This is a genomic window from Leisingera sp. ABM4_060 (assembly GCF_056158765.1).
In genome coordinates this window covers 1,501,749-1,519,422 of sequence record NZ_JBSWTX010000001.1, presented here as the reverse complement: position 1 = coordinate 1,519,422, position 17,674 = coordinate 1,501,749, and the positions used below count along the sequence as shown (strand labels likewise).

Annotated in this window: 13 protein-coding genes and 5 tRNA genes; 10 read left to right on the top strand and 8 right to left on the bottom strand. The window is 63.3% G+C overall.

The features are described 5' to 3' along the window. Nucleotides 1-298: 298 nt before the first annotated feature. The 3 genes from tgt to lon all read left to right on the top strand — a co-directional run bounded on the left by tgt (nucleotide 299) and on the right by lon (nucleotide 5,318). The gene (gene tgt / locus ACXAEH_RS07520; protein ID WP_475031841.1) at nucleotides 299-1,429 is read left to right on the top strand and encodes a tRNA guanosine(34) transglycosylase Tgt; all 1,131 of its coding nucleotides are present in this window, start codon (nucleotides 299-301) and stop codon (nucleotides 1,427-1,429) included. Nucleotides 1,430-1,556: 127 nt separating this feature from the next. Beyond that, nucleotides 1,557-2,681 (top strand): Hint domain-containing protein, encoded by a 1,125-nt coding sequence (locus tag ACXAEH_RS07515; protein WP_475031840.1) that lies wholly within the window; start codon nucleotides 1,557-1,559, stop codon nucleotides 2,679-2,681. Nucleotides 2,682-2,906: 225 nt separating this feature from the next. Beyond that, nucleotides 2,907-5,318, top strand: coding sequence for an endopeptidase La (gene lon, locus ACXAEH_RS07510; protein ID WP_475031839.1), 2,412 nt, complete (start codon nucleotides 2,907-2,909; stop codon nucleotides 5,316-5,318). Between the two features lie 280 nt (nucleotides 5,319-5,598). Here the strand turns inward: lon and ACXAEH_RS07505 are convergent. Together ACXAEH_RS07505 and ACXAEH_RS07500 are read right to left on the bottom strand one after the other, a co-directional pair. Next, nucleotides 5,599-5,674: transfer RNA gene (locus tag ACXAEH_RS07505), tRNA-Val, on the bottom strand. Nucleotides 5,675-5,748: 74 nt separating this feature from the next. Next, nucleotides 5,749-6,318 (bottom strand): histidine phosphatase family protein, encoded by a 570-nt coding sequence (locus tag ACXAEH_RS07500; protein WP_475031838.1) that lies wholly within the window; start codon nucleotides 6,316-6,318, stop codon nucleotides 5,749-5,751. Nucleotides 6,319-6,549: 231 nt separating this feature from the next. On the opposite strand from ACXAEH_RS07500, the gene ACXAEH_RS07495 reads away from it, so the two are divergent. Further along, the gene (locus ACXAEH_RS07495; RefSeq protein ID WP_475031837.1) at nucleotides 6,550-8,649 is read left to right on the top strand and encodes a hypothetical protein; all 2,100 of its coding nucleotides are present in this window, start codon (nucleotides 6,550-6,552) and stop codon (nucleotides 8,647-8,649) included. A gap of 240 nt (nucleotides 8,650-8,889) precedes the next feature. On the opposite strand, the gene ACXAEH_RS07490 is transcribed toward ACXAEH_RS07495, so the two are convergent. From ACXAEH_RS07490 to ACXAEH_RS07480, 3 genes are all read right to left on the bottom strand, one after another. Next, nucleotides 8,890-8,964: transfer RNA gene (locus tag ACXAEH_RS07490), tRNA-Val, on the bottom strand. A 13-nt stretch (nucleotides 8,965-8,977) separates the two neighbouring features. Next, entirely contained in the window at nucleotides 8,978-9,502 is a 525-nt protein-coding gene (locus ACXAEH_RS07485; protein ID WP_475031836.1) for an HU family DNA-binding protein, read from the bottom strand. 133 nt (nucleotides 9,503-9,635) lie between these two features. Beyond that, complete coding sequence (locus ACXAEH_RS07480) at nucleotides 9,636-10,091, bottom strand: Lrp/AsnC family transcriptional regulator (RefSeq protein ID WP_475031835.1); 456 nt, start codon at nucleotides 10,089-10,091, stop codon at nucleotides 9,636-9,638. Between the two features lie 131 nt (nucleotides 10,092-10,222). Here ACXAEH_RS07480 and ACXAEH_RS07475 point away from each other — a divergent pair, with 131 nt between their 5' ends. From ACXAEH_RS07475 to ACXAEH_RS07460, 4 genes are all read left to right on the top strand, one after another. Continuing rightward, nucleotides 10,223-11,272, top strand: a complete 1,050-nt coding sequence (locus ACXAEH_RS07475) for a Glu/Leu/Phe/Val family dehydrogenase (RefSeq protein WP_475031834.1) — start codon at nucleotides 10,223-10,225, stop codon at nucleotides 11,270-11,272. Nucleotides 11,273-11,766: 494 nt separating this feature from the next. Continuing rightward, a tRNA-Asp gene (locus tag ACXAEH_RS07470) sits at nucleotides 11,767-11,843 on the top strand. 82 nt (nucleotides 11,844-11,925) lie between these two features. Beyond that, nucleotides 11,926-12,002 (top strand) — tRNA-Asp (locus ACXAEH_RS07465). 67 nt (nucleotides 12,003-12,069) lie between these two features. Continuing rightward, nucleotides 12,070-12,146, top strand: a tRNA-Asp gene (locus tag ACXAEH_RS07460). A gap of 28 nt (nucleotides 12,147-12,174) precedes the next feature. Here ACXAEH_RS07460 and ACXAEH_RS07455 read toward each other — a convergent pair. The 3 genes from ACXAEH_RS07455 to ACXAEH_RS07445 all read right to left on the bottom strand — a co-directional run bounded on the left by ACXAEH_RS07455 (nucleotide 12,175) and on the right by ACXAEH_RS07445 (nucleotide 14,706). Next, entirely contained in the window at nucleotides 12,175-12,609 is a 435-nt protein-coding gene (locus ACXAEH_RS07455; protein WP_475031833.1) for a DUF4440 domain-containing protein, read from the bottom strand. Nucleotides 12,610-12,664: 55 nt separating this feature from the next. Continuing rightward, nucleotides 12,665-12,886 carry a hypothetical protein gene (locus tag ACXAEH_RS07450; protein WP_475031831.1) on the bottom strand — a complete coding sequence of 74 codons (222 nt, stop codon included), beginning with the start codon at nucleotides 12,884-12,886 and terminating at the stop codon, nucleotides 12,665-12,667. Between the two features lie 428 nt (nucleotides 12,887-13,314). Beyond that, entirely contained in the window at nucleotides 13,315-14,706 is a 1,392-nt protein-coding gene (locus tag ACXAEH_RS07445) for a M20/M25/M40 family metallo-hydrolase (RefSeq protein WP_475031830.1), read from the bottom strand. Between the two features lie 385 nt (nucleotides 14,707-15,091). Here ACXAEH_RS07445 and hemA point away from each other — a divergent pair, with 385 nt between their 5' ends. Together hemA and ACXAEH_RS07435 are read left to right on the top strand one after the other, a co-directional pair. Further along, nucleotides 15,092-16,327, top strand: coding sequence for a 5-aminolevulinate synthase (gene hemA / locus ACXAEH_RS07440; protein ID WP_475031829.1), 1,236 nt, complete (start codon nucleotides 15,092-15,094; stop codon nucleotides 16,325-16,327). 129 nt (nucleotides 16,328-16,456) lie between these two features. After that, nucleotides 16,457-17,653 carry a helix-turn-helix domain-containing protein gene (locus ACXAEH_RS07435; protein ID WP_475031828.1) on the top strand — a complete coding sequence of 399 codons (1,197 nt, stop codon included), beginning with the start codon at nucleotides 16,457-16,459 and terminating at the stop codon, nucleotides 17,651-17,653. The last annotated feature ends 21 nt before the right edge of the window (nucleotides 17,654-17,674 follow it).

Sequence of the window (17,674 nt, the reverse complement as noted above, 5' to 3'; positions counted from 1 at the left end):
CCGGGGCGGCTGGTTCCGCTGCGGCCGGTTCCGGGGCCGATAGGGGCTGCTCTGCCTGGGCCGGCGGGCCGGAAGGCGTGGCCTGGCCGCCGGGTGTCTTGGTTTTGTTCACTGCGCGGCCGCATTGTGTGCAATGGTATACATTTAGGTCTTCGTGCGCTGATTTCAATATCTGTATGGCGTCAGGCGCAGGCGGCTGGCAAGTCCCGCAGGGTTGTATTGCCTGAGGATTTCAGGCAAATGCTGCGGGTTTGCGTCAGTTCGCCGCCGCCAATGGCCAAAACCCGAAGGACCTGTCATGACCGCCCCGTTCTCATTTGACCTGAAAGCCACCGATGGCAAGGCCCGCACCGGGGTGATCAGCACGCCGCGCGGCGAGATCCGGACCCCGGCCTTCATGCCGGTGGGCACGGCTGCGACAGTCAAGGCGATGATGCCGGAGAGCGTGCGGGCGACCGGCGCGGATATCCTGTTGGGCAATACTTACCACCTGATGCTGCGGCCGACGGCAGAGCGGATCGACCGCCTGGGAGGCTTGCACAAGTTCATGAACTGGGAGCGCCCGATCCTGACCAACTCGGGCGGGTTTCAGGTGATGTCGCTGGCGGGCTTGCGCAAGCTCACCGAGAAGGGCGTGACCTTCAAAAGCCACATCGACGGCTCCAAGCATGAACTGACGCCGGAACGCTCGATGGAGATCCAGCGCTTGCTGGGCTCGGACATCGTGATGTGTTTCGACGAATGCCCGGCGCTGCCGGCTGACCGTAACCGGATTGCAGAGAGCATGCGCCTATCGATGCGCTGGGCGCAGCGGTCGCGCGAGGCCTTTGGCGACCGGCCGGGGCATGCGCTGTTCGGCATCATGCAGGGCGGGCTGGAAGCTGATCTGCGCGAGGAAAGCGCCGAGGCGCTGAAAACCATCGGTTTCGAGGGCTATGCAGTCGGCGGCCTGGCGGTGGGCGAGGGGCAGGAGGCGATGTTCGGCTGCCTCGATTATGCCCCCGGCTATCTGCCCGAGGATAAGCCGCGTTATCTGATGGGGGTGGGCAAGCCGGACGACATCGTCGGCGCCGTGGCACGCGGCATCGACATGATGGACTGCGTGCTGCCGTCGCGGTCAGGCCGCACCGGGCAGGCGTTCACCCGCCACGGGGTGGTGAATATCAAGAACGCCCGCCATCAGGACGACCCGCGGCCGCTGGATGAGCAGTGCAGCTGCCCGGCGTGCTCGAACTATTCGCGCGCCTATCTGCACCATGTGTTCCGCAGCAACGAGATGATCTCGGGCATGCTGCTGACCTGGCACAACCTGCATTACTTCCAGGACATCATGGCAGGCATGCGCGAGGCGATTGCGGCGGGGACGTTCGAGGCCTGGCAGAAGAATTTTCACGACACCCGCGCGCAAGGGGATATTGAGCGGCTGTAAGCCTGGCGGTCCGGCCCTTGCGGCGTGCCGTCTGCGGGGCGCTGCGTGCTTTTTGCGTGGTGTAAGGGAAAGGCAATACTCTTATGGTTGTCTAAGCGGGTTATGTTGTCTGTAAAGGTGCCCGTGAATGCCCAGTTACACCATGAGTATGATCTACCTCGGCAACCTGGCTGAGCTGGATACTGTGGATGGCAATGGCACTGCGGAAAACCAGGCGGCCTTGCTGGGCAGCTATTACGGGCCCGGGGATGCGGCGGCCAATCATATTGTCGATGTGACCGCCACCGACAATGACTCCGATGGCGCCATCGAGAGCAATGACACCGCCGGCACCGAGACCGTAACCTACGATCTGGGGTCGGGCCCGGTTGCCACCCAGTATGACGCGGTTTTCGATGTTGATGTGACAGTGGATTTCCTGACCGACGGGGTGCCCGATTACACCGGGGTGGGCGGCATCGTGCAGACCGAGACCGGTGACGTCTTCCTGGTGATGATCGACGATGATGCCGGGCTGGGGGCCAATGACCTGGATGATTATCCGATCTCGTCGATTACCATCAACTCGGTGTCCAGCTACGGGCATGCGCAGAACGCCGGCGCCAGCGACGGGCAAAGTTTTGTGCCCTGTTTTGCCTCCGGAACGCTGATCCGCACCGGACGCGGCGAGGTGCCGGTGGAGCAGCTGCGGCCGGGCGACCGGGTGGAGACGCTGGACAATGGCTTGCAGGAGGTGGTCTGGACCGGGCGCAACCGGCTGAGCCGGGCGCAGCTGCTGCGGGCGCCGCATCTGTCTCCGGTTCATATTGCGGCGGGCGCGCTGGGCGGCGGCTATCCGCACCGCGATCTGATCCTGTCGCCGCAGCACCGGCTGCTGCTGCATTCGCCGGTGGCCGCCCGGATGTTCGGCGAGGCGGAAGTGCTGGCGGCATGCGGCCGGGCCGAGGGGCTGCCGGGCATCCGCCGCTTTGTGCCGGGGCTGGGGGTGCAGTATCACCACATACTATTCGCGGAACACCAGGTGATCCGGGCGGAAGGCGCCCCTTGCGAGAGCCTCTATCTGGGACCGGAGGGTCTGAAAGGGCTGAGCCCTGCTGCCCGGCAGGAGGTGTGCCGGCTGCTGCCGGGAGCCGTGCGTGCCGGCGGGGTGGCGCCGGCCCGGATGCTGCCGGACAAGCAGGCGCGGCTGCGCCGCCTGGTGCAGCGCCACCAGTGGAACGGCAGGCCGCTGCTGGCCTCTGGGACGGTTTGAAACCTGCGTCCAGGGAAAACCGGAAAAAGTGATCCTCGCCACCGAATCTTTACCTCATTCGTGCCTTGTGATCCGGGACGGCTGCAGGCAAGGTGTGCCCCAGCCTTGAAGGCGGCCGGTTGAAAACCGGCGGCCGCTGCACCAGATAAAGACCTCCAATGAGGAGACGGGCCACAGCTGCCGGATGCCGGGGCCGGACCGTCTTGCCAAACCAAAGGACCGAGTATGCAAGAGCCACTCAATTCCTCCTACCCCGTACTGCCGCTGCGCGACATCGTGGTCTTCCCCCACATGATCGTGCCGCTGTTCGTGGGCCGGGAAAAATCGGTGCGCGCCCTGGAAGAGGTGATGGCGGATGACAAGCAGATCCTGCTGTCCAGCCAGATCGACCCTTCCGAGGACGATCCGGACACCGATAGCATCTACACCATGGGTGTGCTGGCCAATGTGCTGCAGCTCCTGAAGCTGCCCGATGGCACCGTCAAAGTGCTGGTCGAGGGCCAGACCCGGGTGAAGATCACCGAATTCCTGGAGAACGACAATTTCTTCGAGGCCAAGGCCGAGGAGCTGACCGAGATTCCGGGCGACATCACCACCACCGAGGCGCTGGTGCGCACCGTGGGCGATGAGTTCGAGCGTTATGCCAAGGTGCGCAAGAACATCCCCGAGGAAGCGCTGTCTGCCGTCGGCGAGACCGCCGAGCCGGCCAAGCTGGCCGACCTGGTGGCAGGTCATCTGGGCATTGAGGTGGACCGCAAGCAGGAGCTGCTGGAAACGCTCTCCGTCAGCGAACGGCTGGAGAAGGTCTATGGCCTGATGCAGGGTGAAATGTCGGTCCTGCAGGTCGAGAAGAAGATCAAGACCCGCGTCAAGAGCCAGATGGAGAAGACCCAGCGCGAATATTATCTGAATGAGCAGATGAAGGCCATTCAGAAGGAGCTGGGCGACGGCGAAGAGGGCGCTGGCGAGATCGCCGAGCTGGAAGAGAAGATCGCCGCCACCAAACTGTCGAAAGAGGCGCGCGAGAAGGCCGATGCGGAGCTGAAGAAGCTCAAGAACATGTCGCCGATGTCGGCTGAAGCGACCGTGGTGCGCAACTATCTCGACTGGATGCTGTCGATCCCGTGGGGCAACAAGTCCCGCGTCAAGAAAGACCTGAACAAGGCGCAGGAGATCCTGGATGCGGATCACTATGGGCTGGAGAAGGTCAAGGAGCGGATCGTCGAATACCTGGCGGTGCAGCAGCGCTCGGTCAAGCTGAAGGGGCCGATCCTCTGCCTCGTCGGTCCTCCGGGCGTGGGTAAGACCAGCTTGGGCAAATCGGTTGCCAAGGCCACGGGCCGCGAGTTCATCCGCATTTCGCTGGGCGGCGTGCGCGACGAGTCCGAGATCCGGGGCCACCGCCGCACCTATATCGGCTCGATGCCCGGCAAGATCATCCAGGCGCTGAAGAAGGCCAAGACCACCAACCCGCTGATCCTGCTCGACGAGATTGACAAGATGGGCCAGGATTTCCGCGGCGATCCCGCCTCGGCGATGCTGGAGGTGCTGGATCCGGAACAGAACAACACCTTCATGGATCACTACCTGGAGGTGGAATACGACCTCTCGAACGTGATGTTCCTGACCACCTCGAACAGCTACAACATGCCGGGGCCGCTGCTGGACCGCATGGAGATCATTCCGCTGTCGGGTTACACCGAGGACGAAAAGCGCGAGATCGCCAAGCAGCACCTGATCTCCAAGCAGGTGAAGAACCACGGGCTGAAAGCCAAGGAGTTCGAGCTGACCGAGGACGCGGTGACAGAGATGATCCGCACCTACACCCGCGAGGCCGGCGTGCGGAACCTGGAGCGCGAGATCGCCAAGGTGGCGCGCAAATCGCTGACCAAGATCGTCAAGAAAGAGGCCGACAGCGTGACTGTCACGGCTGAGAATCTGGATGATTTCCTGGGCGTGCCGAAGTTCCGCTTTGGCCTGGCGGAGAAGGAAGATCAGGTCGGCGTCGTAACCGGGCTGGCCTATACGTCCGTGGGCGGTGAGCTGTTGTCGATCGAGGCGCTGCGGCTGCCGGGCAAGGGCCGGATGAAGACCACCGGCAAGCTGGGCGACGTGATGAAGGAGTCGATTGAGGCGGCGTCTTCCTACGTGCGTTCGGTGTCGCCGAAACTGGGCATCAAGCCGCCGCGGTTCGACAATTGGGACATCCACGTGCACGTGCCGGAAGGTGCCACGCCCAAGGACGGCCCCTCGGCCGGTCTGGCGATGGTCACCTCTATCGTGTCGGTGCTGACCCAGATCCCGGTGCGCAAGGACATTGCGATGACCGGCGAGGTCACCCTGCGCGGCAATGCGCTGGCCATTGGCGGGCTGAAGGAAAAGCTGCTGGCGGCGCTGCGCGGCGGCATCAAGACGGTGCTGATCCCGCAGGAGAACGAAAAGGACCTGCCGGATATTCCGGACAACGTGAAAGAGGGGCTGGAGATCATCCCCGTCAGCCACGTGTCGGAAGTTCTGAACCACGCGCTGGTGTCGCAGCCGGATCCCATCGAATGGGATGAGGAGGCCGAAGAGGCTGCGGCCGCCAAGGCGGCGCTGAAAGGGTCCGAAAAGGGGGCGGGCGCGACTGCCCACTGACCTGCCGCCCGCAAGGGCGCAAGCCTCACAGCCCCGGGGATGTCCCGGGTGAAATCAAGACGCCTGCCAGGATTTTCCTGGCAGGCGTTTGATTTTTAAAGCTATTCACGGCGTGGCGGAGGGCGTGCTGTTGCGCTGTTCTGTTCAGGCCTTGCCTGGCCCCGGAACCCGCCGGGCGGCAGGCCGCCGGCTGACGTCTCTGAAGTCCGGTGCAGGGGCTGCACGCATGGAAAGCGCGCGTTTGCTGCGCAGGGCAGAACATCTTTTGGAGGGGGAGGGATGGTGGGTCGTGAGAGGCTCGAACTCCCGACATCTTCGGTGTAAACGAAGCGCTCTACCAACTGAGCTAACGACCCGATGAGCGGGGATTTAGACAATGCCGCCGGGCTGCGCAAGAGGAAAAAGCAGATTTTTTCCGCCGCGGCGGCGATCACTGCAAAACGGTTTCTGTCCCGTTTTTCAGCACATAGACACAGCCCTGGCCATTGGGCAGTTCCGCCATCTGGCTGCGGCTCAGGCCGCAGATGATGCCGCGCATCACTTGCCCCAGCAGGCCATGCGCCACCACAACCGACGGGCCCGGCAGAGACAGCATGAAGTCGAGAATGCGGCCATGGAAACTGGCGTAGCCCTCGCCGCCCGGTGCCTCGCAGAACAGGTCCAGAGCGTGCGGGTTGGCGGCGTGGATCCCGGGGTGCTGCCGGGCAACATCGTCCCAGGTCATCCCCTGGAAAGCGCCGGCATAGGCCTCGGCCAGGCGGGCATCGGTCACGAAGGGGGCGCCGCTCAGGGCGATATCGGCGGTCTGCTGGGCGCGGCCCAGGGGCGAGGCGAAGCAGGCCGGGCCCAGGGCAAGCGCCGGGCGCATCAGTTCAGCCTGCTTGCGGGCGTGGGCGATCCCCAGCGGTGTCAGCGGTGATTCCAGCTGCCCCTGGATGCGGCGCTCGGCGTTCCATTCGGTCTGCCCGTGGCGCAGCAGCCAGATCTTTGGAAATTGCATGTGATGCCCCCTGCCTGAGTGATGGGGAATTGGTAGCGGCAAGCAGGCCGGACCGGAACCCCGGAAAGCGCCTTTCCTTCATCGGGGGCGGCCAGGCGGGGTTGCCGCATCAACAAACCGTAAAATCTCCGGGGCGGCGAAAGAACCCGCTAAGTCCTTTGACCGGGACATATTTTCGCCATGTTAACTCTTCATTACCCGCGGTGCATTACAACTTCAGAAAGTTTTCTCATGCCGATTACAACTGAGTATGACCTGGAAGATGTGTTTGACTGGGCTGAGCGTGTTACCGTGGAGGGCACGCATGATACCTACACCTCCAAGGATGTTTACACCCTGTTCGATGATGGCCACACCGAGCACGAAGAATACCGCAATGACGTGCTGATCCGGTTCGAATTGACCGATCCCGAAGATGCCCTGCCGATCCAGACGCTTTCGGTCAAATACAACGCTGCCGGGGAAATCACGGATTCCGAAAAACTGGATGATGATCACCAGCGCGAGATCATCAACTACCACAACGGCGCACCGGAAACGATCCAACTAATCGACGAAAGCCCCGCAAACGGCGGGTTCGGGCTTCATCCCTGGAGCTCCATTGTCAGGATCTGGGATGAAAACGGCGAATTCGCGCAGCGTCTGACCGAATATGACAACGGCGTCTTCAAGGAGGAAAGCTTTGAGGCGGGGGTCCGGCTATCCATGACCCAAACGGATCATTTTGGGGCAAAGACTTGGACGCGGATCGACAGCTTTTATGACGCTGACGGGGAGCTGGCGGAGAGGCATACGGCCTATGATGACGGCATCTTCAAGGCCGAGGAGTTCGACAGCGGCAACCGCACGCTGACCTATCAGCACGACGCGGAGAACGTGACGGCCTGGGACCGCATCGATACCTTCTATGGCCCGGATGGCGAAATGGCCGAACGCGTGACCTTCTATGACAACGGCATCATCAAGGCGGAGCAGTTCGAGGATGGCACCCGCACCATGACGTCCCAATTCGACGAAGGGAATGTGGCGGCCTGGGACAGTATCGACGTCTTCTTTGATCCGGAGGGCGGCCTGGCCGAACGCGTTACCTTTTATGACGATGGCATCATCAAGGCGGAACAGTTCGAGGTTGGCACCCGCAGGATGACGTCCCAGTTCGACGAGGGCAACGTGGCTGCCTGGGACACTATTGACACTTTCTTTGGTCCGGACGGCAGCCTGGCCGAACGCGTGACCTTCTATGATGACGGTATCATCAAGGCGGAACAGTTCGAGGACGGCGCCCGCACGATGACGTCCCAATTTGACGAGGGCAACGTGGAGGCCTGGGACAGCATCGAGACGTTCTTTGGCCCGGACGGCGCGCTGGCCGAACGTGTCACCTTCTATGATGACGGCATCATCAAGGAGGAGCAGTTCGAAGATGGCGCCCGCAGGATGACGTCCAAATCCGACGAGGGCAACGCGGCCGCCTGGGACAGCATCGAAAGCTATTTTACCCCCGAAGGGGAACTGGACCTGCGCTTGACCCTGTTTGACAACGGCACTTTCAAGCGGGAGGAATTTCAGGACGGCGTGCGGAAATCGACCTATCAATCCGACCCCTACAACGCCGGCGGGGAAGAGTGGGAGACGATCGAAACCGCGTTTGATGCAAACGGCCGCCTGGAGGAGCGGATCACCGAATTCGACAATGGGATCCTGAAGACCGAGACCTTTGAATATGGTGTCCGCGAGGCTGCCTTCCTGGACGACCGGGAAGATGCCGCCGATTGGACAAGCATCGCCACCTTCTATGACGCGGACGGCCGGCTGGCTGAGCGCGATACTATCTATGACAACGGCATTGCCAAGACTGAATACTTCGAGGACGGGGTGCGCACGGCGACCTACAAGGGGGACACCGCAAACGTCGAAGACTGGCAGGAAATCCAGAGCTTTTACGGCCCGCACGGCATGCTGCAGGACCGCGTCACCCAGTTCGACAATGGTGTCTGGACCCGCGATCAGTATGAAGATGGTTCCCGTAGTTTCAGCGAGAAGGTGGACACTGCCGATGAATTCGAGTGGAACAGCATCGCCTCAGCCTATGAAGGGGGCAAACTGGTGCTGCGGCAGACACTTCAGGATGACAGCGACGTACTGCTTGACCTCTACCAGAACCAGCAGCGCACCGCGCGGCTTGAGGTGGACCGGGACGGCAGCGATCCGTGGGAGGTGAAGCTCATCGAATTTGGCGCGGAGGGCAGCCTGACCTCGACCTACGATTCGATTGCCGATGTGCCGGAGGCCTTCCAGGTCTATCTGGATACTGCGGTTCCGTCGGTCTGACATCACGCAATAGCAGGGCCGGGCGGGCGAACCGCCCGGCAAATGCCGCCTGGCAAAGGTGGCGCGGAGGCGTGCGGACAGGGCTGCCGCCGGGCTTGTCACGGCAGCAGCCGGGGGACGGTTTGCAAGGAGGCCCTGAAAAAGCGGAGATCCTGAAAAAACATCCTGAAAAAAACAACGGGCGCTCAACCAGTTCTGGGAGCGCCCGTTTCAGCATGCCACCATGGGCTGCCTGAATGATGGTGGGTGATAAGAGATTTGAACTCCTGACATCTTCGATGTGAACGAAGCGCTCTACCACTGAGCTAATCACCCGTGAGGCAGGCTTTTAACGGCCTGCTGCGGCCTCCGCAAGAGGGTCCGCCGAAGATTCTTTGCCTTCCTCCGCTTTTTCTGTCCCGGTGTCTGCCGCGGCTTCCGGCTGGCGCAGTTTACAGACAAACACCTTGCCGTTGCTGCGTTCCTGGCTGCGGTTGATGCGCAGCTTGCCAAAGGGTTTGAGGTTCAGCTCGCGGCCTTCGGCAACCGCTTCGCCCAGCAGCGCCAGCACCGCCTCGACCACCGGTTTGGCATCGCGTTTCTTGATGCCCGAACGTTCCACTGCCTGTTCCACCAGTTCCTTCTTGCCCAGCTCCGGCGCGGAGACCACCGGTTTGGCGGTTTCGACAACAACCGGTTCCGGGGCGGCAGGCGCCTTGGCGGCGGGATCGGCCTCCGGTGCCTTTGGCTGCGGCGCTTTGGCGGCTGCCGGTTTCTTGGCGGATGCGGTCAGTGTGCCTGTCTTGCGGGAGGTGGATTTGCGCGTGCTTGTCTTGCGCGCGGATGTACTGCTTTTGCTTGTTGCTCGTGCCATGCTGTGCCCCATTTGCCCGTTATCTCCCTGCTCCGGCGGATCGGCCGGCGACCCTATGAAGGAGCCGCAGCAGGCCGGGCAGGCGTGTCCTGTGTTTGCAGCTTAACACATTTCTGCCTGATCCGTGAACCGGTTAGCAGGCGGGCAGCGCGTCGCGGCGGATCATCGTGCGTAAAGTGAAGCTGGAGCGGGTGTTGCGGATGCCCGGCACCCGCATCAGCCGGTCCTCCAGAAACCGGTCGAAATCGGGCAGGTCCTCGGCCACCACCCGCAGCAGGATGTCCCGTGTTCCGGTCATCAGATAGCATTCCATCACCTGGTCGAACTGCCGCACCGCAGTTTCAAAGGCGCTGAGCGCTTCGGTCGACTGCCGGTCCAGTTCCACTGCCACAAAGATGGTGACCGGCAGACCCAGCTTGGCCTGGTCGACCCGGGCCGAGTAGCCGCAGATGACGCCGCTTTCCTCCAGGTTGGCCACCCGGCGGGCGCAGGGGGTCGGCGACAGGCCAACCATCTCGGAGAGTTCCGAGATCTTCAGCCGCCCGTTGCGCTGGAGTGCGGCCACGATCTTGCGGTCGATGGAGTCCATGGAGTTTTTCCCTGCTGCTGCAGTCCTCTGTAGAGGATATCGCTAAATCCTGTCTGATTGGCAAAGGTTTTTGGTGAAAACCGGCGCGGCTGCGCTCTTATTATTGGGGCAAGTTGAGGAGGATCGATCAGATGACAGTGACAGCCGTGGCGTCAGGCACCCACGAAGAGATCTACCGTGTCGAGGAGGCCTCGGTTGGCCTGCTGGGCTTTATTGCGGTGCATTCCACGCGCCTGGGGCCTGCGGCCGGCGGCTTGCGGATGCGCCCCTATGCCAGCGAGGCGGAGGCGCTGACCGATGTCGAGCGGCTGAGCGAAGGCATGACCTACAAGAATGCCGCGGCGGGGCTGCCGCTGGGCGGCGGCAAGGCGGTGATCATCGGGGATCCTGCCACGCAGAAGACGCCGGAGCTGCTGCGCGCCTTTGCCCGGGCGATCCAATCGCTGGAGGGCCGCTACATCACTGCCGAGGATATGGGGATGACCCCCGCGGACATGGGCATCCTGGCGGAGGAAACCGCCTTTGTTGCCGGGCTGGCCGATGGCGCCTTTGCCAGCGGAGACCCGTCGCCGGTTACTGCGCGCGGCATTTTCAACGCCATCCGCACGGCCCGCGCCCACAAGCATGGCAGCGCCGCGCTGGCGGGGGTGACCGTGGCAGTGCAAGGGCTTGGCCATGTCGGCTGGCATCTTTGCCGGTTTCTGCATGAGGCCGGCGCACGCCTGGTGGTGACGGATGTCGACACGGCGCGAATGGACAGGGCGGTTGCGGAATTCGGCGCGAGAGCGGTGCCGCTGGAGCAGATCTATGCGGCTCCAGCGGATGTGTTTGCTCCTTGCGCGGTTGGCGGCATCCTGAATGCCGGGACCATTCCGCAGTTGCAGGCGGATATCGTTGCAGGCGGCGCTAACAACCAGCTGGCCACACCGGCAGATGGCGCTGCGCTGCACCGGCGCGGCATTCTGTACGCGCCGGATTTTGTCGCCAATGGCGGCGGTATCATCAATGTGACCACGGAAATCCTGCAGATCGCGGACCGTGAGGGGTTTGTTGCCGAAAAACTGGAGGCGCTGGATGCCACCATGGCGGCTATCCTAAACCAGGCCAAGGCAGAGAACGCGGCGCCGGATGCGGTTGCCGTGGCCGCGGTGCAGGCCAAGATGGCGCAACGGGCAGCCTGACGGGGCCTGGCCCGCCGGACCGGAACGGTCCGGCGCCACGCCCAACGGGTGCGGATGCGCCCTGGTGCATCCGGCGGCGGGCGGGAGATCTTCCCTGCCGGCCGCCTTTGCAAATGAGGGGCATTGGGCGCGGCGTGCAGAGAGCCGGCGGATAGTGTTTCCAGTTGCAGCCGCTGCCCCTGACCGCGAATCCGGGAAGCGCCCGGCCAGGGCTTCCCCGCCAATTGAAGGGCGGGCCAGGGCGCTGCACCGGCCTTGCCGCAGGTGCCGGATGGCTGAACCTCGCAGGGGCTGCCCGTCTATCCCTCCCGGGAAGGGGCGGGGCGGACCCGGTGCCGCGCTCAAGGGTTATTTCTCCGCTTTTCCAGCGCCTTATCCGCTGGAGACATTTTTTTTCCGGGAAAGTTCCGAAAAAGGCAAAACACCGCTTGACGGTTCCAGGGGCTGAGAATATTACAGCCCAACATTCAGCGGCGGCGCTGGATGAGCAGCGGGCGGTTGTAGCTCAGTTGGTTAGAGTACCGGCCTGTCACGCCGGGGGTCGCGGGTTCGAGCCCCGTCAACCGCGCCACTGCTGCGCCTCATCCTGAGGTCAAACAGGATCCGCCCCGGAGGGGACTTGGACCGGAGACGGTCCGCCGCAAGGCGAAAATGCGGTTGTAGCTCAGTTGGTTAGAGTACCGGCCTGTCACGCCGGGGGTCGCGGGTTCGAGCCCCGTCAACCGCGCCACTTTCGCCCGCCGCCCTGACGTTTCAGGGTCCGCTCCGGATGGGGACCATAGCCGAAAGGCCCATGCGCGGTTGTAGCTCAGTTGGTTAGAGTACCGGCCTGTCACGCCGGGGGTCGCGGGTTCGAGCCCCGTCAACCGCGCCACTTTCCCAATCCTGATCCAGTCCCGGCTTCAGATCCGCTGGAGCAAGGCACTGGTGCCGTCTATGGGCGCCGCCTGTACCTGCTCTATCGGTGTGTCCTGGCTGAAGGTATTGAGCCAGCCCGTGGCATAGCGCTCCCAAAGCGACGAAATCAGCATGGCTTTCCATTCTGTGCTGCCTGCCGGCCGGTAGGCTGCATGGTACGTCAGCAGCACGGCGCCTTTCGTGATGATGCGCAGGCGGCTTTGGCTGAGGTGGAAGCCGGTCATCACCGGCCCGTCGCGCAGCTGGCCGCAATGGCCCGCCTTGTCCGAGAAGCCGCTGGGATAGACGCCGAGAAAATCTTCCGACAGCATGCGCCCGTCGGCTTCGGGATCGCCGTGGACAAGCGCCTCCCAGACCCGGGTTTCGAGCGCCAGGATTTCGGCTATCAGCGGACCGCTTGTCTGTATTTCTGCTGCCATGGCCGCAGCCTGCCGCAAAGCGTCAGCCGGGGCAAGCCGCAGTGCAGCCCGCGTGTCAGAGCGCCGGCGGTACCGGCTCTGCCTCGGTGTCGTGCCGCCAGCCGGTGAGATCCGCGTCCACCCAGGCCTTGAGGCGGGCCAGGTCGGGCTTGGGGTTGGCCTCGAGGTAGCGCAGCAGCACACGTGTGCCGTGCTGGTAACCGGCGCGGTAGCTTTCCTCGGGGTCTGTCTGGGTGCCTTCAAATCCGGGCGGCCGTTTGAACCTGCTTTGTACCATTGACTGTCTCCATACATGGGCCGCGGCGGGGCGGCGGTGTCCGGAGCGAGTATTGGGCGGCTGGGATAATCAATCCTTAACCGAGGGCGGGCGGGGCCGTAAAATCGGCGTGGATACGGTGTTTTGCCGCGGCGCTGCGCGTCAGGAGGGTGGTGCCCCGCACTGCTTCCCGCTTGCCGTGCGGGAATGGGATTGGGCGGGGAATCGCGGCCCCGCCCGGTGCTGAGAGGCCGGCGTGCAGCCGGGGGGCTCCCGCGCCTTGGCGCGGCATCAAAGATGCAGCGCCAAGCCTTGGGCCCGGCGCCGCGCCTGCGGCACGGCGCCGGGGCGTCAAGCCCGTTGGGAAGATGGCCTGTTTCTAAGGCCCGATGCCGGGGCGGCCAGCGTGAACGGGCGGTTCTTTGCAGATCCTCCGCCCGGCTGAAGCGTTACTTCTGCGACAGGGCGTTCAGGATGCGGGCCCAGGAGCGGATGCCCTTGTGGAAGCTCTTGAGGTCGTATTTCTCGTTCGGCGAGTGGATCGCGTCGTCGTCATTGGCAAAGCCGATCAGCATCGCATCCATGTTCAGAATCGACTTGAAGTAGCCGGCAATCGGGATTGAGCCGCCCATGCCGCAGAACACCGCTTCGCGCTCCCATTCGTCCGACAGCGCGCCGCGGGCGGCTTCGAACTCGGGGCGGGCGGTGTCCATGACTGAGGCTGGCGAGCCTTCGGAATCGGCGTTCCAGGCCACGGCGGCATCCTGCGGCAGGCGGTCTTCGACGTGTTTGCGGATCTTGCCGCGCAGGGCGTCCGGGTCCATGTCGCCAACCAGGCGGCAGGTGATCTTGCAATGCGCCTGGGACGGGATCACGGTCTTGGAACCGGCGCCATTATAGCCGCCCCACAGCCCGTTCACCTCCAGCGTCGGCCGCGCCCAGACCTGTTCCAGAACCGAATAGCCGGCCTCGCCATGGGGCTGGCTGTAGCCGACGGCGGCGAGGAATTCCTTGTCGTCAAAGCCGCAGCCCTGCCATTGGCGCAGCTGGTCGGCAGGGACCTCGTGCACGCCTTCGTAGAAGCCGTCGATGGCGACCTTGCCGGTCTCACTGTCATAGAAGCTGTCGACAATGGTGGAGATGGCGCGCAGCGGGTTCAGGGCCGGGCCGCCGTAGTAGCCGGAGTGCAGGTCGATCTTGGGGCAGGTGAGGGTGAATTCCTCTTTCAGCATGCCGCGCAGCTGCGAAGCGATCGAGGGCACCCCGCGCGACACCATGGCGGTGTCGCAGATCAGCGCGAGATCCGCCTTCAGCTCTGCGGCATTGGCTTCCATGAAGGGGATCAGCGAGGGCGAGCCCGATTCCTCTTCGCCCTCGAAGAAGAAGGTGATGCGGCAGGGCAGGGAGCCGTGCACGGCTTTCCAGGCGCGGCAGGCTTCGACAAAGGTCATCAGCTGGCCCTTGTCGTCCGAGGAGCCGCGGCCGCGGATCACGGTGCCGATCGGGGTTTCTTCCAGCTGCGGCTCGAACGGCGGGTTGTCCCACAGGTCCAGCGGGTCGACCGGCTGCACGTCGTAGTGGCCGTAAAACAGCACATGCGGCGCGCCGGTGTTTTCCTCGCCCACATGGCCCACGACCATCGGGTGGCCAGGGGTGGCGCGCTTTTCCGCCTTGATGCCAATGGCCTGCAGGTCGGCGACCAGCCAGTCGGCGGCCTTGGCGCAGTCTTCCTTGTAGGCGGGGTCGGTGGAAATCGACTGGATCCGCAGCAGGTCCATCAGCCGTTCGGTGGCGGTGTCCAGCTCTGCGTCGATCCGGTCCAGAACATCGTTCAATGCCATGTGTTGCTCTCCAGCTATGCGGTGAGGCCCGGGGAAAGGCCGATTTGCCGCGGACCCTAGCAGCGCGGTAAGGCAGGGGCCAGAGGGGCAGCGGGCGCCGTTCCGTTGAATTTGGCCTGTTCCGGGTTTCCGATCCTGCGCATTTGTGACCGGACGGCGCGGCAAATAGGACGCAAACGGGGTTTGACTTGGCGCAGGCGTTCTTGCCGGGGGATTGTTTAAGTTCTATTTGACCTGCATCAATGTTGCGCACCCCGCACGGCGCGTAATCAGTTGATCGGAAGGGGCGCCTGCGGTAGTCAATTCGGCAACGTGAATGTGGCCGCATCGGCAGAAGGCCGTGCCCTTTACACAGCCCGCGTGCCCTGGGGGGACGCTTGAAGCCATGGAGATGCCGGTGGACTATACCGCGAAACTGGACGCAGCAATTGCCAGCCTGCACGAAGAGGGCCGTTACCGGACCTTCATCGATATTGAGCGCAAGAAGGGCCACTTTCCGCATGCGGTCTGGACGCGGCCCGACGGCACCAAGCAGGATATCACCGTCTGGTGCGGCAATGACTATCTGGGCATGGGGCAGAACCCGGTTGTGCTGGACGCGATGCATGATGCCATCGACTCGACCGGCGCTGGCTCGGGCGGCACCCGCAACATCTCGGGCACAACGGTCTACCACAAGCAGCTGGAGGCTGAGCTCGCCGATCTGCACGGCAAGGAAGCTTCGCTGCTGTTCACCTCGGCCTATATCGCCAATGATGCGACGCTGAGCACGCTGCCCAAGCTGTTCCCGGGCCTCATTATCTATTCCGATGCGCTGAACCATGCTTCGATGATCGAAGGCGTGCGCCGCAACGGCGGTGCCAAGCGTATCTTCCGCCACAATGACGTGGCACATCTGCGTGAACTGCTGGAAGCCGACGATCCCAAGGCGCCCAAACTGATCGCCTTTGAATCGGTCTATTCGATGGACGGCGACTTTGGTCCGATCGAAGAAATCTGCGACCTGGCGGAGGAATTCGGCGCGCTGACCTATATCGACGAGGTGCACGCGGTCGGCATGTACGGCCCCCGCGGCGGCGGCGTCACCGAGCGCGACCGCCTGGCGCACCGCATCGACATCATCAACGGCACCCTGGCCAAGGCCTATGGCGTGATGGGCGGCTATATCGCGGCCTCGGCCAAGATGTGCGACGCGATCCGCTCTTATGCGCCGGGTTTCATCTTCACCACCTCGCTGGCACCGTCGGTGGCGGCAGGGGCGGCGGCCTCGGTGGCCTATCTGAAAGGCGCGCAGGATCTGCGCGACAAGCATCAGGACCAGGCCAAGGTGCTGAAGCTGCGCCTGAAAGGCCTGGGCCTGCCGATCATCGACCACGGCAGCCACATTGTGCCGGTGATCGTCGGCAACCCGGTCCATACCAAGGTGCTGTCCGACCACCTGCTCGAGGACTACGGCATCTATGTGCAGCCGATCAATTTCCCGACCGTGCCGCGCGGCACCGAGCGGCTGCGGTTTACGCCCTCGCCGGTGCATGGCCCCAAGGAAATCGATGCGCTGGTCCACGCGATGGACGCATTGTGGTCGCATTGTGCGCTGAATCGTGCCGAACTTGCCGGGTAACATACTGATCAGTGTAAATTTACTCTGAGTGTGTTACGCTGTTGTCAATCAATGAGTGGATTTGAGTCGCATCTGTGATTCTTTCAACACTCTGAACAGGTTGCGGCAGGCAAATATGGGACGGCAGGCATGATCGGGCGGTTTACCCGCAAGCATGAAGAGCGTGGCGAAACCGTTGAACCCAAGGGGTTCGACGATTTCGAGCTGAAGCTCGGCGACGTGATGCGCGGCGAGCGGGCGACGATGGGCAAATCGCTGCTCGACGTCCAGCGCGAGCTGCGGATCAAGGCCTCTTACATCGCTGCCATCGAAAACTCGGACCCGTCCGCCTTTGACACACCCGGCTTCATTGCCGGGTATGTGCGTTCTTATGCCCGCTACCTGAACATGGATCCGGAGCAGGCGTTCCAGGATTTCTGCACCGAAAGCGGGTTCACCGTGGCCCACGGCATGTCGGCCGAAGCCTCGAGCCGCAGCAAGCCCGGCAGCGCGCCGGCGGCGGCAACGGGCCTGGGCGGAGACGCCTTTGCCTCGCCCAATACACCTTTCATTCCGGCTCCGGCTGGGATCCTCAGCCAGATCGAACTGCGTGCAGTGGGGTCGATGATGGTGCTGGCGGCGCTGATCGGCGGTATCGGCTATGGCGGCTGGTCGGTGCTGAAGGAAATCCAGCAGGTGCAATTTGCGCCCGTCGACCAGACCCCGGCGGTGCTGGCGGATCTCGATCCGCTGAACAGCGCGGTGCTGGAGGTTGCAGAAGGTGCCGCAGATCCTGCGGCTGAGGCGCTGGACCGGCTGTACCGTCCGCAGGCGCTGGATGTGCCGGTGCTGGTGGCGCGTGATGCACCGATCTCCACCTTGGACCCCTCGGCGCTGGGCAATTTTGCAGCGCCCGAACTGCCAAGCGTTCTGCTGACCGACGCCAGTCTCTCCTACGAGGAAGACGCGTTGCAGCAGGTGCCGCAGGTGGTGGCAGAGGTTGAGCCGGGCGTTGAAATGGTGGCGGTGCGGCCCTCCTGGGTGCAAGTCACTGCCGCCGACGGCAGCGTGATCCTGGAAACCATCATGGATGCGGGCCAGCGTTTCGAGGTGCCGCTGACCGAGGATGCGCCGCGGCTGCGCACCGGCGAAAGCAGTGCTATCTACTTCGCCGTGAATGGCGAGCATTTTGGCCCGGTTGGCGAGCGCGGCCAGGTGTCCAAGAACATCGATCTGTCGATGGACGCGATCACCGGCCGGTTTGAGCTGGCCGATCTGGCCGATGGCCGCAATCAGGCGCTGGCCACTCTGGTGGCAGAGCTGCAGGCGGAACCGCCCGCCGAATAACTCACAGAATAACACCCAGTG

Bases quoted from the DNA above. Each gene is read 5' to 3' on its own strand.
- ACXAEH_RS07475 (WP_475031834.1), top strand. From the start codon at position 10,223: ATGACAGTGACAGCCGTGGCGTCAGGCACCCACGAAGAGATCTACCGT.
- ACXAEH_RS07455 (WP_475031833.1), bottom strand. From the start codon at position 12,609: ATGGCAGCAGAAATACAGACAAGCGGTCCGCTGATAGCCGAAATCCTG.
- ACXAEH_RS07450 (WP_475031831.1), bottom strand. From the start codon at position 12,886: ATGGTACAAAGCAGGTTCAAACGGCCGCCCGGATTTGAAGGCACCCAG.
- ACXAEH_RS07435 (WP_475031828.1), top strand. From the start codon at position 16,457: ATGATCGGGCGGTTTACCCGCAAGCATGAAGAGCGTGGCGAAACCGTT.
- hemA (WP_475031829.1), top strand. From the start codon at position 15,092: ATGGAGATGCCGGTGGACTATACCGCGAAACTGGACGCAGCAATTGCC.
- tgt (WP_475031841.1), top strand. From the start codon at position 299: ATGACCGCCCCGTTCTCATTTGACCTGAAAGCCACCGATGGCAAGGCC.
- ACXAEH_RS07485 (WP_475031836.1), bottom strand. From the start codon at position 9,502: ATGGCACGAGCAACAAGCAAAAGCAGTACATCCGCGCGCAAGACAAGC.
- ACXAEH_RS07500 (WP_475031838.1), bottom strand. From the start codon at position 6,318: ATGCAATTTCCAAAGATCTGGCTGCTGCGCCACGGGCAGACCGAATGG.
- lon (WP_475031839.1), top strand. From the start codon at position 2,907: ATGCAAGAGCCACTCAATTCCTCCTACCCCGTACTGCCGCTGCGCGAC.
- ACXAEH_RS07445 (WP_475031830.1), bottom strand. From the start codon at position 14,706: ATGGCATTGAACGATGTTCTGGACCGGATCGACGCAGAGCTGGACACC.
- ACXAEH_RS07515 (WP_475031840.1), top strand. From the start codon at position 1,557: ATGCCCAGTTACACCATGAGTATGATCTACCTCGGCAACCTGGCTGAG.
- ACXAEH_RS07495 (WP_475031837.1), top strand. From the start codon at position 6,550: ATGCCGATTACAACTGAGTATGACCTGGAAGATGTGTTTGACTGGGCT.
- ACXAEH_RS07480 (WP_475031835.1), bottom strand. From the start codon at position 10,091: ATGGACTCCATCGACCGCAAGATCGTGGCCGCACTCCAGCGCAACGGG.